This window comes from Thalassospira sp. (assembly GCF_030690045.1).
In the GTDB taxonomy this organism is placed as follows: Bacteria; Pseudomonadota; Alphaproteobacteria; order Rhodospirillales; family Thalassospiraceae; genus Thalassospira.
The window spans coordinates 24,495-39,481 of sequence record NZ_JAUYHK010000022.1; the positions used below are offsets into that span (position 1 = coordinate 24,495).

Consider the following 14,987-nt stretch of genomic DNA (forward strand, 5'->3'; position numbering starts at 1 on the left):
CCGCAATTTCGCAAACGCGGCTTATAGCGTCAAAAAGCGTTCAACGCACGTGCTGATACGCAACCCCATCCTGCAAAACAGTTTGGGGGCAGGTTTCCCCGCCCCCAAACTGCATTCATCCCGATCAGGTCAGGCCGCAACAGTCGTCTGTTTCTGACGGCCCAGCCCCTCGATCCCCAGTTCCATGACATCACCGGGTTTCAGATAAAGCGGTGGCTTCTGGCCCATGCCAACGCCGGGCGGGGTGCCGGTTGAAATGATGTCGCCCGGTTGCAAACTCATGAATTGCGACAGGTAACTGACAACAAACTGCACGCCATAAACCATCGTCGCCGTGCTGCCATTCTGGAACCGCTGCCCATTGACTTCCAGCCACATATCAAGTTTCTGCGGATCGGCAATTTCATCGCGCGTCACCAGCCACGGGCCGGTCGGACCAAAGGTATCGGCACTTTTGCCCTTCACCCATTGTCCGGACCGTTCGATCTGAAAGGCACGTTCGGAAATATCGTTGATCACGCAATATCCGGCGACATGATCCATCGCATCGGCTTCGGATACATATTTGGTGTGTTTGCCAATCACCACACCCAGTTCGACTTCCCAGTCGGTTTTTTGCGACCCGCGCGGAATTTCCACATTGTCATAAGGCCCGCATACCGCCGATGTCGCCTTAAAGAAAATCACCGGTTCCGGCGGCACCGCCATACCCGATTCCGCCGCATGGTCGGAATAATTCAGGCCGATACAAATGAATTTCCCCGGCCGCCCGACACAGGCGCCAAGCCGCACATCACCTGAAACTTCCGGTAAACCGGTCGGATCAAGGGCCGCAATTTTATCAAATGTCGCCTTGGAAATCGTTGTCGGGTCCAGATCCGCAATCACCGACGACAAATCACGGATAATCCCCTTTCCATCCAGCATCCCCGGTTTTTCCGCCCCGACCGGGCCATAACGCAACAATTTCATCTGTCTTTATCCTTTGGATTTTTCATTGGTATGATGATTAACCTAACCGGGGCATCCCCCCGGCGTCAATTGATCCAGCCGCCATCAATGATATGGGTGGTACCGGTGGTATAACCCGACTCATCGGACGCCAGATAGGTGGCAAGGGCGGCAATTTCCGATGGTTTGCCAATGCGGCCAATCGGCTGGCGGGCGACAAAGGCCTTGCGCACCTCGTCAATATCACCGCCCTGGGCGGCAATGCGCTGTTCCAACGACGGCGATTCCACCGTGCCCGGACAAATGGCATTGCACCGGATACCCTGTGCAACAAAATCCGCCGCCACCGATTTGGTCAGGCCAATCACCGCGGCCTTGCTGGCGCAATAGACAAAGCGCAACGGCACCCCTTTGATCGACGAGGCCACCGACGACATATTGATCACCGACCCGCCACCATTTTTCAGCATCGCCGGTAAAAACGCCCGAATCATGCGGTATTGCGCCCGGATATTCAGATCAAAACTGAAATCAAAATCATCCTCGCCGCACTCCAGAATACTGCCGTGATGGACAAACCCGGCACAGTTAAACAGCACATCCACCGCCCCGACATCGCGGGCAAAATCAATGATCGCCTGCCCGTCGGTGACATCCAGCCGCCGTGTTTCCATCCCCGACAGCGATGCAAGGGCATCGTCATTGATATCGGTTGCAATCACGGTGGCCCCTTCGGCAACAAACATTTCCGCCGTCGCCCGGCCAATCCCCTGTCCGGCGGCGGTAATCACCGCCTTTTTCCCTGCCAGTCTGCCTGTCATGTCATTTCTCCTGCTTTGGCCCGCGATCAGGCCATAAAAAACACTTCGTCCATTTCGGCCCACCATTCACCCGGCTTGCGGGTGGCAAGCGGTTCCTGACAGGGATCGGTGAAGGTCCACCATTCCTGTGTGACCGGATGGGCGGCAACCTTTTTCATATCGGCCTGATAATCATCGCCATGATATTCCAGATGACCAAACAAAAGGTCATCATGCTGATAGATCACGTAATTTTTCACATGATACTGGCGCAGGATTTCAAGAACCTGCGGCCACGGATTTGCATGCAATTTTTTATATTCCGCCAGTTTTTCCGGGCGCACCCGGATGACCATGCCAACATGTTTCATCAGGCACCTTCCGCAATCTGGATCGGGTCAAAACATTGCGCCCGGGCAATCGCCTCCCAATCCCAGTCAATGCCCAGTCCCGGTTCGTCTGACGGCACCCCGGCACCGTTTTCAATGCGCAATCCACAATGGGTCAGGCTGTCAAGCTGCGGGATATATTCCAGCCAGCGACTGTTGGGCACCGCACAACACAGCGCCACATGCAGTTCCATCAAAAAATGCGGACAAACGGCAACATCAAAACTTTCCGCCAAATGCGCCACTTTCAGCCACGGCGTAATGCCGCCGATCCGCGCCACATCCACCTGCACGACCGAACAGGCCCCCGCGACCAGATAATCGCGAAACTGCCCCGGACTATAAAGCGATTCCCCGACCGCCACCGGCAGCGATGTCGATTGCACCAGACGGCGATGGCCGACAATATTATCCGATGGCAAAGGTTCCTCGAACCACGCAATATCCAGCGGTTCAAATAACCGCGCCCGGCGCACGGCCTCGCCCAGATCAAATCCCTGATTGGCATCGGTCATGATTTCAAAGGCCGGGCCAACCGCCGCCCGCACCGCTGCCAACCGAGCCACATCTTCGGATGCGGACGAACGACCCACCTTGATCTTGGCCCCGCCAAATCCCTTTGCCTGCATCGCCAGGGCATCTTCAACCAGTTGTTCCTGCGACAGATGCAACCAGCCGCCCTCGGTCGTATAAAGCGGGATCATCGGCTTTGCCCCCCCGGCCAGCAGATGCAACGGCACCCCCGCCCGGCGTGACCGTAAATCCCAAAGTGCCGTATCAATCGCGGCCAGCGCCAGCGACGTGATGGCCCCCACCGATGTCGCATGGGTCGCAAACAGCAAATCGTGCCAGATCGCCTCGATCGCATTGGCATCCCGCCCGATCAGTCGTGGGGCCAGATGATCGCGCAACAGGGCCACCACCGACGATCCCCCCGTCCCGATGGTATAGCTATAACCGGTGCCAACCATGCCATCGGCATCGGTAATGCGCACAATCGGGGTTTCCTGACTGACGAAACTTTGAATCGCATCGGTCCGCACCACTTGGGGCTTAAGATCAACCATGCGGATTTCAACATGCGTGATGCGTGCCATTGTGGCCCCCTAAAGCCGGATTTCGGTTGTTTTGTCAAACAGATGCACCCGGTCCATATTCAGATGCACGCCAAGGCTTTCGCCCGGCTCCACCGGACGCGGATCAAACATCCGGCACACCCATTCGCGGCCACAAAATTCAAAAAACACCAGACTTTCATTGCCCAGCGGCTCGCTCAGGCTGGCGGTAATATCCACGCGGGTGGATTGCGCCCCCGCATCACCATGTCCTTCAAACACCATTTCTTCTGCACGAATGCCCATGACCACCGCCGTTCCCGCTGCGACCCGCCCGGCCATATCGGCGGTCAGGGGCAATTCCATTCCGTTTTCCAGCCGCACTGTTTTGGCATCGGTAACAACCCCATCGGCAAGGTTCATCGGCGGGCTACCGATAAACTGGGCAACAAACAAATTGGCCGGATTGTGGAAAATATCCATCGGGCTGCCGACCTGTTCGATCTGGCCGCCGCGCATGATCACCATCCGGTCCGCCAGTGTCATGGCCTCGATCTGGTCATGGGTGACGTAAATCACCGTGGTTTTGACCTTTTGATGCAGTTTTTTGATCTCGGTTCGCATCTGGGTGCGCAATTTGGCATCCAGATTGGACAGCGGCTCATCAAACAAAAACACATCGGGATGGCGCACAATGGCACGGCCCATCGCCACCCGTTGACGCTGCCCGCCCGACAACTGGCCCGGCAGGCGATCCATCAAATCATCAAGGCCCAAAATCCCGGCGGCCTCGGCAACACGTTGCGTAATTTCATCCTTGGGGCGATTGGCGATTTTCAGACTGAAACCCAGATTTTCCGCAACATTCATATGCGGATACAGCGCGTAATTCTGAAACACCATCGACACATTGCGGTCGCGCGGCGGCAAATCATTGACCACCCGGTCCCCGATGCGAATGGTGCCGTCAGAAATATCTTCCAGCCCGGCAATCATCCGCAGCGTCGTTGATTTCCCACAGCCCGACGGCCCGACCAGCACAACAAATTCGCCATGCGCAATATCAAGATCAATGCCATGCACCACATCAAGCGGGCCATACCGTTTGACGACTTTTTCAAGAGTAACAACAGCCATTTTACACTTCCTGCTGATCTCGCGGGATTAACCTTTGACACCGCCAAAGGTGAGACCGGCGACAAGATGTTTTTGAACAACAAAGGTCAGTAACAGCGCCGGTACAATCATGATCACCGCCAGCGCACACATACCGCCCCAATTGATGGTAAATTCCGATGTGAAATCCAGAAGCCCGACCGGCAGGGTTTTTGAACCGGTGGATCGCGTCAACTGACTGGCCAGCGCAAATTCGTTCCAGCTGGTCAGAAAGGCAAAAATCGCCGCCGACGCCACGCCCGATTTCGCCAGCGGAAATTCCACATGCCAAAAGGCCTGCCACGGCGTACAGCCGTCAATCTGTGCCGCCTGCCCCAGTTCTTCGGGGACCTGCCGGAAAAACCCGTCAATCAGCCAGATGGTAAAGGGCAGGTTCAACGCCACATAAATCAGGATCATGCCAAATTCGGTGTCGATAATGCCCAGTTTGGCATAAACGATAAACAGCGGCAGCGACAAGGCGATCCCGGGCACCGTCCGCGACAGCATGAATCCCAAAAACAGGGTATTTTTGCCGCGAAACCGATACCGGGCAAAGGCATACCCCCCGGCCATGCCGATAATGATGGCGATCAGGGTGCTGGTCGAGGCGATGATCATTGAATTCTGGAAATAATTCCAGACCGGTACCGCCCCCTGCCCCGGATCGGAACTGAAAATCGCCCGGTAATGATCCAGATTGATGTTTTCGGGAATCCACACTGCCGGTTTCGACAGGATTTCCACATTGGGCCGAAAGGACGACAACACAATCCACAGGCCGGGAATACAAATCAGGCTCATGGCGACAAAGGTGCCGACCCAACGCCCCCATTTCAGCAAAATCTTGCGGCTGGCATGCGATACCATCATTGTGCCCCTCCCATATAGCGGCGCGCGGCCATCAGTTTGCGGAAAAAATACCAGGTAAAAAAGATCGACAGGAAAATCGAAATATAGGCCATGGCATTGGCCAGCCCCATATTGGCATCGACATAGCCGGTGCGCGAAATCAGGGTCCAAAGCAGTTCGGTGCGACGCGCCGGTCCCCCTGCCGTCATGATCTGCACAATGTCATAGGCCCGTGCGATATCCAGCGAGCGGATCGTCATGGCAATGAACATGAACGGCATCAGATAAGGCAGGGTAATATGGCGAAAGGTCTGCCAGACCGTGCAACCATCCACCTTGGCCGCCTCAATCGGATCCCGCGGGATCGCCATCAACCCGGCCAGAATCAAAATCGCAAAGATCGAGGTCGAAGACCAGATTTCCGCCGTCAGAATGGCAAAAAGCGCCAGATATTCATCCACCAGCCACGGGATAGCCTGCGCAATGCCAAGGCTTTGCAGGGCATTGTTCACCAGCCCGATATTGTCATTAAACAGAAATTTGAACTGAAACCCGACCAGAATGGGCGAAAACATCATCGGAAACATCATGATGGTCCGCAAGGTGCGCTGCCCGGCAATCGCCCGGTTCACCAGCAAGGCCAGACCCAGCCCCAACATCATTTCAACATTCAGTGCAATCGTCAGAACCACAAAAGTCCGGCCGAAAGCCGCCCAGAAATAAACATCGGTAAACAGCCGTTCGTAATTGCGCAGGCCGATAAACCGGTAAAACGTATCGGGCCGCGTCAGTTTGAACGGGGTGAAACTGGTATAAAGCGACAACAGCAACGGCAACAGGATCACCGCAACGATGATGATCATCGCAGGCAGCAATAACAAAACGGGCGGGCTCAGGATTTTGCGTTTCATGCGCGACAACCGGTGAAAATTTCAGGACATCGGTGATCAGTCCGCACCCGGACTGATCACCCCATGATTCCGGCAGCCCGAGGGAGGGACAAGCCGCCAGAAAGCCGACTGTTGCCTAGTATCCGTAATCGGCCATCATATCGGCCACCCGTTCCGCCGCATCGTCCAGCGCCTGACTGGTGGATTTGTCGCCCAGAATGGCCGCCTGCAATTCCGGATAGATCAAATTCGTGCTTTCGACCCATTCCGGAAATTGCGGAACCGGAAAGGCATGCTGTGCGGCTTCCTGAAATGCCGTCAAAACCTCGGAACGATAATCATCGCCGCTGTCATGAACAAAGGCGATCAGATCGGTCCAGACATCCTTTCGGGTCGGCAACGGCCCGTTTTTGGCCTCGATCAACTGGCTGTCATGACTGGTCAGGAACCAGACCAGCGAGGCGGCGGCCTCTTTGTTCGCACACCCTTCGGTGATCGAAAAACCATGTGCCCCGGACCAACCCGTACGTTTGCCAGATGATCCTTGCGGCTGGACAATCACGCCGACATCCCCGGCCACCCGTGATTCTTTCGGGTCGTTGAAATACCCGGCCCAACCCGGCCAATCCAGATTCAGCGCCACCGAACCGCTGGCAAAGCCGCTGCCCAGATCATCCCAGACATAGGATAAAACGCCAGACGGCACGGCCTTTGCCGCATACAGATCGACAAACAATTGCAGGGCACGCTGACCGGCTTCGGAATTAAAGGTCGGCTTCCAGTCGGCATCGAACATCGCCCCGCCTTCGGACACCAGCAATTCATAGAACCGCCCGACGATGGCCTCTTCCTTGCCCGCATATTGGGTGCCATAAAAATTCGGCGGATCGGCAAAGAAAATCGCCTGATCCTTGAATTCCGCCCAGGTCGCAGGCGGCGCAAGATCATACCCATATTCCGCCTTGAAGGCTTCCTTGCGGGCATCGTCCTGATAAAGGCTTTTCTTGTAATACAGCGCACTGACGTCAAACTGCGCGCGCGGCAACATCACCAGATCCCCGTCCACCGTCGATGCACCGATCATTGCGGGCACAAAGGCATCAATCGTGTCCTTGGACAGATATTCCGCCAGATCGACATAAAGCCCGGTATATTGCGGGGCAAAACTGGTGTGGTTATAGCCGACACACCAGCCGGTCGAACCCGCCGCAATGTCGGATTTGATTTCCTTGTCGATTTCAAAATGGCTTTTCTTTGAAATGATATCGACCTTGCCGCCGGTTGCCTGTTCCCATTCGGTGATACGGGCATAAAGCGGTTCATACTGATTGCCGCCAATCAGTTTCGCCTGAAGGGTCACACCGGTAAAATCGCCCATAAGCTCGTCTGCGGCCAAAGCCGTTGCACTTGTTGCGCCCAGCACCAAAAGCCCAAGGGCCGATCCGGCGAGAAACGCCTTTCTATTGGTTTTCATGTACGTTGCCTCCTGATAATGCCGGTTTATCCGGCGTTTTTTGACATACGATAAAATTTTGCCGCCGTTGTTCCGGCGATCTTTGCACTGTCATCGGACCGAAGTCCGCCCAGCCAGCGATGGCTCATATCCGCCCATGCGGCATAATCCCCCGCCAGTTCCAGAACCGGCCAGTCACTGCCCCACATCAGGCGATCCGCGCCAAATACCCGCAGCAAATGGTCGAGATAAGGTTTCAGATCATGCAATCCCGCCCCCGGCCCCGCTTCGGTCAAAAGGCCTGATATTTTGCAAGACACGCTGCCCAAAGGGGCGAATTCCGTCATCAAAGGTGCCCATGTGTCATAGCCATCCGGGCCGTGAATGCCATTGCGGATTTTCGGCTTTGCCCCGTGATCAATCACCACCCGCAAGTCCGGATAGCGCATCACCAACCGGTGCAAATTGGACAAATGCCGGGGATGGACCAGCGCATCAAATGCCAGATCAAGATCAATCAATGTCTGAAACACCGGGTCGAAGGCCGGGTTCAGCATCCAGTCAATATCGGCAATATCCTGGATCATCGGGCGCACTCCGACAAAAGTCGGGTTTTGCGCCCGGTTGCGCAGATGATCCACCGCATCGGATGCACCGAAATCGATCCAGCCCACCACCCCGGCAATGAAATCATGCCGGGCGGCAAGGTCCAGCAAAAACGCGGTTTCCGCCACACTGGGGGCGGCCTGCACCACCACGGTCCGGGCAATGCCCTGTTGCGCCAGAATTTCCTGCAAATCACCGGGCATAAAATCGCGATACAGCGCCGTCAGATCAGGCGTCAACCAGCCATAATCACCGCGTGCCGGTTGCCAGAAATGCTGATGCGCATCAATCCAGCCCGCTGATTTTACGGTGCTCAAGGTCATTGACCGCCCCCGATCCCGCCATCACCGGGCACCGGCACATCAAAACGCAACAACCCGGCATCACGCAAATCGCGCCACAAAGCCGCCGGAATCGGCAAACCGGCCCACGCGGCGGCCTGCCGCACATGATCGGGCGATGCGGCACCGGGAATAACCGATACCACCGCCGGATGAGTCAGCGGGAATTGCAGGGCGGCCGCGGGCAAGGGTACGCCATGATCGCGGCAAATCGCCGCAATCGCGGCGGTCCGTTCCAGGATTGCAGGCGGCGCATCTTCATAATCATATTTGGCTCCCGGTTTCGGGCCGGTGACCAGAATACCGGAATTAAACGCCCCGCCAATCACCACCGATGCCTTGCGCCGCACACATTCCGGCAAAAACTGTTCCTGCGCCTCCTGCTCCAGCAACGTATAACGCCCGGCCAGCAAAAACACATCCATGTCACAGGATTGCAGGGCCTCAAGGCACACCTGCCATTCATTGACACCAAGACCATAAGCCCCGATCACCCCGGCCTTTTTCAATTCGTCCAGCGCCCGCGCCCCGCCATCAATGGCATCACGCATCAATTTGCCATGCGCCGCATCGCCGTGGGTCAGACGGCCGATATCATGGATATAGGCAATATCAATCCGCCGCAGGCCCAACCGGTGCCAGCTATCCTCGACCGACCGCATCACCGCGTCATAGCTGTAATCAAAAACCTCGACAAACGGCAGGGCCTCGACAAACGGGCGATCCGTCGGAACCGGCCCGTCAATCCGTTGCAACAACCGACCGACCTTGGTGGACAGGATATAAGGCTCTGTCTGCGCCCGCAGGAAATCGCCCATGCGCCGTTCGCTCAGGCCATATCCATAACGCGGCGCCGTATCAAAATACCGGAACCCGCAATCCCATGCGGTTTGCAGGGTTTCCCCGGCCTGCGCATCGGTGATCGGCTGGTACATATTGCCAATCGGCGCACCGCCAAACCCCAGAACCGACACCGCGATTCCCGTTGTTCCCACCTGACGCACCGGATAGGCCATAAACATTGCTCCCTGCCTGCACTCTGCGACAGCAGCAATGTTTCATATTTAAATCGTTATTTCAATAAAAAAGGGTTCTGCCTCTTTTCATTCCCGCACAGCCGATCAAAAACCGCCATGCGCCCCGGCCAGACGGCTGATTTCCGCCGCCGTTTCCGTCAGGAATGGCACCGTGTCGCGCACGCCATAGGGCGTGGAGGGTCCGCCAAGATACGGAATGGTCAGGCTGGCAAGGATTTCGCCGTCTTCACCCTGAAGAATCGGCGCACCAACATCGATAATGCCAACTGTTGCCGTACTTTGCACCTCGACATGACCCCGCGCGCGAAACGCCTTCAGTTCATATTCCCAAACCTCGGGATTAAAGGCCGGGCCCAACCGTTCGGCGAAATATTCCATCAGGGGGGCGCGACGTTCCGGCGACATCCAGGCCAGCAACACCTTGCCCGACCCAGAATCGGCAAGACTGCGCCGATAGCCGACCCGCACCGAAAACCCGATGGCACCGGGGCTTTCGACCCGGGCAATCACCACCATCTGATCGGAACTGGGCACCGCCAGATGGCACGATTGCCCAAGGCGTTCGGCCAGACGGCGCATTTTGGGCAGGGCGGCTTCCAGCAAGGTTGATACCGGCGGCACCTGCATGCCCAGATCGAACAAATGATTGGTGATATGAAACTGTTCCGACCCTTCGCGCCGTTCCAGATATCCCTTTTGCTCCAACACCGACAACATCCGGAAAATCTCGTTCTTGGACCGGCCCAGCGATGTTGCAATCGCGCTCATGCTCATCGGGCGGCGTTCTGCGGCAAGGATTTCCAGAATTTCCAACCCCTTTTCAAGAGCCGGGGCCTTGTAGGTGCGCTTGTTATCTTCGGTCATGACATACTCTTGCTGACGGGATGTTGCAGCTTTTCCGAAAAAAGCCCTCTTGCCAAGCTTCTTGATATCTCATATTTAAAATGAAGTTCCATTTATAAAATTAAAGGGCATTTTGGCCATGAACCCAGTAATCACCCGGCTTCGGGCAATTGATATCCGTTTCCCCACCTCCCGGCATCTGGATGGCTCGGACGCCATGAACAAGGACCCGGATTATTCGGCGGCCTATGCCATCATCGAAACCGACATGCCGGGGCTGGAGGGGCATGGTCTGACATTTACCATCGGGCGCGGCAATGACATTTGTGTCGCCGCGATCAAGGCAATGTCGCATTTGCTGGTCGGCAAATCCCTGGCGGACCTGACCACCAATATGGGCGAAACCTGGCGGCATCTAACCGGCGACAGCCAGTTGCGCTGGCTCGGCCCGGACAAGGGCGTGATGCATCTGGCCACCGGGGCCGTGGTCAATGCCATCTGGGACATGTGGGGCAAGGCGGTGGGTAAACCGGTCTGGCGACTGGTTGCCGACATGTCGCCCGAACAATTTGTCGAGTGCATCGATTTTCGCTATCTGACCAATGCCCTCACCCGGGACGAGGCTTTGGCGATCCTCAAAAAGGCCGAACCGGGCAAACAGGCCCGCATCGCCGAAATGATGCAGGATGGCTATCCGGCCTATACCACCTCGGCGGGCTGGCTGGGTTATGACGATGACAAACTGCGCCGCCTGTGTCAGGAGGCCATCGATGCAGGCTGGACCCACCTTAAAATGAAGGTCGGCGTCGATATTGCCGATGACAAACGCCGTTGCGCCATCGCCCGCGACGTCATCGGGCCGGACCGCAAATTGATGGTGGATGCCAATCAGAACTGGGAAGTCGGCGAGGCCATCGACTGGATGAAGGAACTGGCGCAATTTGATCCGTGGTTCATCGAAGAACCGACCAGCCCCGACGACATTCTGGGCCACAAGCAAATCCGCGATGCCATCGCCCCGATCCGGGTTGCCACCGGCGAACATTGTCAGAACCGCATCATCTTCAAACAATTCCTTCAGGCTGACGCCATTGACGTTGTGCAGATCGACAGTTGCCGGGTCGGCGGGGTCAATGAAATCATGGCGATCCTGCTAATGGCGGCAAAATTCAACAAACCTGTCTGCCCACATGCGGGTGGTGTCGGATTATGTGAATATGTCCAGCACCTGTCGATGATTGATTATATCTGCGTCTCGGCAACGATGGAGGACCGGGTACTGGAATATGTCGATCACCTGCACGAGCATTTCGAGGAACCCTGCATCATCCGCAAGGGCCGCTATATCGCACCAACCGCGCCGGGTTTTTCGATCACCATCAAACCCGACAGCATCCGCGACCATACCTTCCCCACCGGGTCGGTCTGGCAGGATTAAAATCATCGGGGCGGCGTTTCACATCGCCGCCCCGATATCGTTTTGGATCATCCCGGTTTGACCCGGTCCGGATGGGCCGCCTGAAAGGCCGGGATTGTTGCACAGGCCGCCGCAATTTCGCCGATCCGCGATAATCCCGTCACATCAACATGCCAGCGTTCCGCATTATAAAGCTGCGGGATCAGGCAAAAATCGGCCAGCGTCGGTGCATCGCCGCAACAAAATGCGCCGCGTACCGGGCCATCTTGCTGATCAAGCATGGTTTCAAATGCCCTCAGCCCGTCAAAAATAAACCGCACCATCCAGTCGTCCCGCACCGCCTCGCCGTCTTCGACCAGCGCCATCACATGCCGGACCACGGCCAGATTGCAGACCGGATGAATATCCATCGCAATCACATGCGCCAAGGCCCGCACATGATGACGCAACACCGGATCGGCGGGCAAAAAACCGCAACCGGGCCGCGTGTCATTCAGATATTCAATGATCGCCACCGACTGGGTCAAAAGATGACCATCGATTTCAAGCGCCGGGACAAATCCCTGAGGATTGCGGGCCAGATGACCGGGCGTGCGATGCTGCCCGGTCAAAAGATCCACCGGCACGGTCCGGTATTCCATGCCCAGCATATTAAGCGCAATCCGCACCCGATAGCTGGCCGAGGATCGCCAGTAATCATAAAAAACCGTGCTGCTGTTGCTCATGCGAAGTCTCAGGCCTTTTCGTATTTTTCAACCGTCTGTTCAATCGCCCCGAAAATCGAATGCCCGGTGGCATCTTTCATTTCAAGGCGCACCATGTCGCCAAATTGCAAAAACGGTGTCACCGCAGCCCCGGTTTCGATGGTCTCGATCATGCGGACTTCGGCAAGGCAGGAATATCCCGCCCCGCCTTGCGATACCGGTTTCGCCCCGCCATTCGATACCGTTCCCGATCCAATGATGGTGCCCGCGCATAATGGTCGGGTTTTGGCAGCATGGGCAATCAGCTCGCCAAAATCAAAATGCATATCCACCCCGGCATTGGCCCGGCCAAAGGCCTGCCCGTTCACCCCGACCAAAAGCGGTAAATGCAATTTGCCGCCATCCCATGCCTCGCCCAGTTCGGCGGGGGTGACGGCCACCGGCGAAAAGGCCGATGACGGTTTGGACTGGAAAAAGCCAAATCCCTTGGCCAGTTCACCGGGCACCAGCCCGCGCAACGACACATCATTGACCAGCATCACCAGACGGATCGCCGCCCGTGCTTCGTCCACACCGGCCCCCATCGGCACATCGCCGACAATCACCGCCACCTCGCCTTCCAGATCGATGCCAAAATCTGCGTCCGCCACCCGTATCGGATCCCGCGGGCCGATAAAACAATCCGACCCGCCCTGATACATCAGGGGATCACTGCGGAAACTGTCGGGCATGTCAGCACCCCGCGCCTTGCGCACCAGTTCCACATGGGACAGATAAGCCGACCCGTCCGCCCATTGATAGGCACGCGGCAAGGGCGATGCCGCATCATGTTCATGAAACCGGATGGCCGGTTGAAACCCGGTTTCAAGGCCGCGGGCGACTTCTTCCAGTCGCGGGGCGATATGCGCCCAGTCATCAAGGGCGGCCTGAAGGGTGCGGGCAATATGGCCAACTTCGGAACAGCGGGTCAGATCCTTTGAAACCACGACAAGTTTCCCGTCGCGGGTCGAGTCTTTCAGCGTTGCCAGTTTCATGAACATTTCCCCTGTGGGTCAGGACCTGTTGCGTGTGAAGGCGGCCTGCCCTGTTGTAACGCAGGCGCGATTATCTCGCGCCCGGTGTGCCGTCAAATTTCCGTTCCAGTCCCTCCCAGCAATCAGGATAATCATCCTGCAAGCTTTCCAGTGTTGCGGCAAATCGGGTGACGTGCTGTGCAAGGCGCGTTTCAAACATAAAGGCCATTGTGTCCCGGAGTTTGACCGGGATCAAATCCCCTTCTGTTGCCTTTAAAAAACCCGTGGCGTCCGGCCCGTGCGGCAACATCATGTTATGCAAACTGAAACCGCCGGGCACAAATCCTTCTTCCTTGGCGTCATACCGGCCACAAATCAGGCCCATAAATTCGCTCATGATATTGCGATGATACCAGGGTGGGCGGAAACTGTGTTCCGCCACCAGCCAGCGCGGCGGGAAAATCACAAAATCAACATTGGCGGTTCCCGCCTGTTCGGTCGGCGCGGTCAGAACCGTGAAAATCGATGGATCGGGATGATCAAACAAAATCGCCCCTACCGGCGAAAATGTCGCCAGATCATATTTACAGGGCGCATAATTGCCATGCCACGCCACCACATCCAGCGGTGAATGACCAATATCGGTCACATGAAACTGCCCGCCCCATTTGACATGCACCCGGCACGGGGTTTCCTTGTCCTCAAAGGCGGCCACCGGTGTTTTGAAATCGCGCGGATTGGCAAGGCAGTTTGCCCCGATCGGCCCACGATCGGGCAGGGTGAATTTCGCCCCGTAATTTTCGCAAATATAACCGCGCCAAAAATCCCCGTCGCCAAGACCCCGCACCTGAAAGGTCATGCCGCGTGGGATCACACAAATTTCCAGCGGCGCAACCTCCATCCGGCCCAGTTCGGTGAAAACCGAAATCGCCCCGCATTCCGGAACAATCAGCATCTCGCCATCGGCATTGAAAAAATAATCATCCACCATATCGTCATTGAAAACATAGATATGGCTGGCCATCCCGGTCTGGGTCAGAGCATCGCCTGCGGTGGTAATCGTGCTGATCCCCGCGATGAAATGCCGTTTCTCGCCGGATTCCGGCGGCGGCACCGGGCCCCAGCGCAACGGGCCCAACGCCAATCCATGATCCTCGATACAGGGTGCCGTTTTCCACAACGGATAATCAATCCGCACAAACCGCCCCATATGGCGCACCGATGGCCGGATGCGATACAGCCAGGACCGTTCATTGGCCCCGCGCGGCGCGGTAAAGGGCGATCCCGAAAGCTGTTCGGCATAAAGCCCGTAAGGACATTTTTGCGGGCTGTTCTGGCCTTGCGGCAAGGCACCGGGCAGTGATTCGGTTTCAAAATCATTGCCAAAACCCGGCATGTATTTCAGGCAGGATGGCGGGGCCGTAACCATGCTTGCATCCCCTTGCGCAAAAGCTATCATTCGCAAAACAGGTTTCAACCAT

The 14,987-nt window shown here is 56.6% G+C and carries 15 protein-coding genes; 1 reads left to right on the forward strand and 14 read right to left on the reverse strand.

The features are described 5' to 3' along the window. Positions 1 to 129: 129 nt before the first annotated feature. The 11 genes from Q8O73_RS19115 to Q8O73_RS19165 form a co-directional block, all read right to left on the reverse strand. Positions 130 to 972, reverse strand: a complete 843-nt coding sequence (locus tag Q8O73_RS19115; RefSeq protein WP_305559803.1) for a fumarylacetoacetate hydrolase family protein — start codon at positions 970 to 972, stop codon at positions 130 to 132. Between the two features lie 65 nt (positions 973 to 1,037). Beyond that, positions 1,038 to 1,772, reverse strand: a complete 735-nt coding sequence (locus Q8O73_RS19120; protein ID WP_305559804.1) for an SDR family oxidoreductase — start codon at positions 1,770 to 1,772, stop codon at positions 1,038 to 1,040. 26 nt (positions 1,773 to 1,798) lie between these two features. Continuing rightward, on the reverse strand, positions 1,799 to 2,122 hold the full coding sequence (locus tag Q8O73_RS19125) for an L-rhamnose mutarotase (RefSeq protein WP_305559805.1): 324 nt from the start codon (positions 2,120 to 2,122) through the stop codon (positions 1,799 to 1,801). Beyond that, positions 2,122 to 3,237: a mandelate racemase/muconate lactonizing enzyme family protein gene (locus tag Q8O73_RS19130; RefSeq protein ID WP_305559806.1), complete on the reverse strand. Its 1,116-nt coding sequence runs from the start codon at positions 3,235 to 3,237 to the stop codon at positions 2,122 to 2,124. The genes Q8O73_RS19125 and Q8O73_RS19130 overlap by 1 nt, the downstream gene beginning before the upstream one ends. Before the next feature lie 9 nt (positions 3,238 to 3,246). Next, positions 3,247 to 4,332, reverse strand: coding sequence for an ABC transporter ATP-binding protein (locus Q8O73_RS19135; protein ID WP_305559807.1), 1,086 nt, complete (start codon positions 4,330 to 4,332; stop codon positions 3,247 to 3,249). A 27-nt stretch (positions 4,333 to 4,359) separates the two neighbouring features. Next, positions 4,360 to 5,223 carry a carbohydrate ABC transporter permease gene (locus tag Q8O73_RS19140; protein ID WP_305559808.1) on the reverse strand — a complete coding sequence of 288 codons (864 nt, stop codon included), beginning with the start codon at positions 5,221 to 5,223 and terminating at the stop codon, positions 4,360 to 4,362. Then, complete coding sequence (locus tag Q8O73_RS19145; protein WP_305559809.1) at positions 5,220 to 6,113, reverse strand: carbohydrate ABC transporter permease; 894 nt, start codon at positions 6,111 to 6,113, stop codon at positions 5,220 to 5,222. The genes Q8O73_RS19140 and Q8O73_RS19145 overlap by 4 nt, the downstream gene beginning before the upstream one ends. 115 nt (positions 6,114 to 6,228) lie before the next feature. Beyond that, positions 6,229 to 7,566, reverse strand: coding sequence for a sugar ABC transporter substrate-binding protein (locus Q8O73_RS19150; RefSeq protein ID WP_305559810.1), 1,338 nt, complete (start codon positions 7,564 to 7,566; stop codon positions 6,229 to 6,231). Positions 7,567 to 7,592: 26 nt separating this feature from the next. Continuing rightward, positions 7,593 to 8,474 carry an amidohydrolase gene (locus Q8O73_RS19155; RefSeq protein WP_305559811.1) on the reverse strand — a complete coding sequence of 294 codons (882 nt, stop codon included), beginning with the start codon at positions 8,472 to 8,474 and terminating at the stop codon, positions 7,593 to 7,595. Next, on the reverse strand, positions 8,471 to 9,508 hold the full coding sequence (locus tag Q8O73_RS19160) for an aldo/keto reductase (protein ID WP_305559812.1): 1,038 nt from the start codon (positions 9,506 to 9,508) through the stop codon (positions 8,471 to 8,473). Before Q8O73_RS19160 ends, Q8O73_RS19155 begins: the two co-directional genes overlap by 4 nt. A gap of 105 nt (positions 9,509 to 9,613) precedes the next feature. Continuing rightward, positions 9,614 to 10,393, reverse strand: a complete 780-nt coding sequence (locus tag Q8O73_RS19165; protein WP_305559813.1) for an IclR family transcriptional regulator — start codon at positions 10,391 to 10,393, stop codon at positions 9,614 to 9,616. 118 nt (positions 10,394 to 10,511) lie between these two features. Between Q8O73_RS19165 and Q8O73_RS19170 the strand changes: the two genes are divergently transcribed. Beyond that, on the forward strand, positions 10,512 to 11,810 hold the full coding sequence (locus tag Q8O73_RS19170; RefSeq protein ID WP_305559814.1) for an L-fuconate dehydratase: 1,299 nt from the start codon (positions 10,512 to 10,514) through the stop codon (positions 11,808 to 11,810). Between the two features lie 47 nt (positions 11,811 to 11,857). Here the strand turns inward: Q8O73_RS19170 and maiA are convergent, their stop codons facing one another. The 3 genes from maiA to hmgA all read right to left on the reverse strand — a co-directional run bounded on the left by maiA (position 11,858) and on the right by hmgA (position 14,935). Further along, on the reverse strand, positions 11,858 to 12,514 hold the full coding sequence (gene maiA / locus Q8O73_RS19175; protein ID WP_305559815.1) for a maleylacetoacetate isomerase: 657 nt from the start codon (positions 12,512 to 12,514) through the stop codon (positions 11,858 to 11,860). An 8-nt stretch (positions 12,515 to 12,522) separates the two neighbouring features. Further along, a complete protein-coding gene (locus Q8O73_RS19180) occupies positions 12,523 to 13,527 on the reverse strand; it encodes a fumarylacetoacetate hydrolase family protein (RefSeq protein ID WP_305559816.1) in 1,005 nt (334 codons plus the stop codon). A gap of 70 nt (positions 13,528 to 13,597) precedes the next feature. Further along, positions 13,598 to 14,935: a homogentisate 1,2-dioxygenase gene (gene hmgA, locus Q8O73_RS19185; protein ID WP_305559817.1), complete on the reverse strand. Its 1,338-nt coding sequence runs from the start codon at positions 14,933 to 14,935 to the stop codon at positions 13,598 to 13,600. Positions 14,936 to 14,987: the final 52 nt, after the last annotated feature.

Coding starts and splice junctions, on each gene's coding strand:
- Q8O73_RS19115 (WP_305559803.1), bottom strand. CDS start 972: ATGAAATTGTTGCGTTATGGCCCGGTCGGGGCGGAAAAACCGGGGATG.
- Q8O73_RS19120 (WP_305559804.1), bottom strand. CDS start 1,772: ATGACAGGCAGACTGGCAGGGAAAAAGGCGGTGATTACCGCCGCCGGA.
- Q8O73_RS19125 (WP_305559805.1), bottom strand. CDS start 2,122: ATGAAACATGTTGGCATGGTCATCCGGGTGCGCCCGGAAAAACTGGCG.
- Q8O73_RS19130 (WP_305559806.1), bottom strand. CDS start 3,237: ATGGCACGCATCACGCATGTTGAAATCCGCATGGTTGATCTTAAGCCC.
- Q8O73_RS19135 (WP_305559807.1), bottom strand. CDS start 4,332: ATGGCTGTTGTTACTCTTGAAAAAGTCGTCAAACGGTATGGCCCGCTT.
- Q8O73_RS19140 (WP_305559808.1), bottom strand. CDS start 5,223: ATGATGGTATCGCATGCCAGCCGCAAGATTTTGCTGAAATGGGGGCGT.
- Q8O73_RS19145 (WP_305559809.1), bottom strand. CDS start 6,113: ATGAAACGCAAAATCCTGAGCCCGCCCGTTTTGTTATTGCTGCCTGCG.
- Q8O73_RS19150 (WP_305559810.1), bottom strand. CDS start 7,566: ATGAAAACCAATAGAAAGGCGTTTCTCGCCGGATCGGCCCTTGGGCTT.
- Q8O73_RS19155 (WP_305559811.1), bottom strand. CDS start 8,474: ATGACCTTGAGCACCGTAAAATCAGCGGGCTGGATTGATGCGCATCAG.
- Q8O73_RS19160 (WP_305559812.1), bottom strand. CDS start 9,508: ATGGCCTATCCGGTGCGTCAGGTGGGAACAACGGGAATCGCGGTGTCG.
- Q8O73_RS19165 (WP_305559813.1), bottom strand. CDS start 10,393: ATGACCGAAGATAACAAGCGCACCTACAAGGCCCCGGCTCTTGAAAAG.
- Q8O73_RS19170 (WP_305559814.1), top strand. CDS start 10,512: ATGAACCCAGTAATCACCCGGCTTCGGGCAATTGATATCCGTTTCCCC.
- maiA (WP_305559815.1), bottom strand. CDS start 12,514: ATGAGCAACAGCAGCACGGTTTTTTATGATTACTGGCGATCCTCGGCC.
- Q8O73_RS19180 (WP_305559816.1), bottom strand. CDS start 13,527: ATGAAACTGGCAACGCTGAAAGACTCGACCCGCGACGGGAAACTTGTC.
- hmgA (WP_305559817.1), bottom strand. CDS start 14,935: ATGGTTACGGCCCCGCCATCCTGCCTGAAATACATGCCGGGTTTTGGC.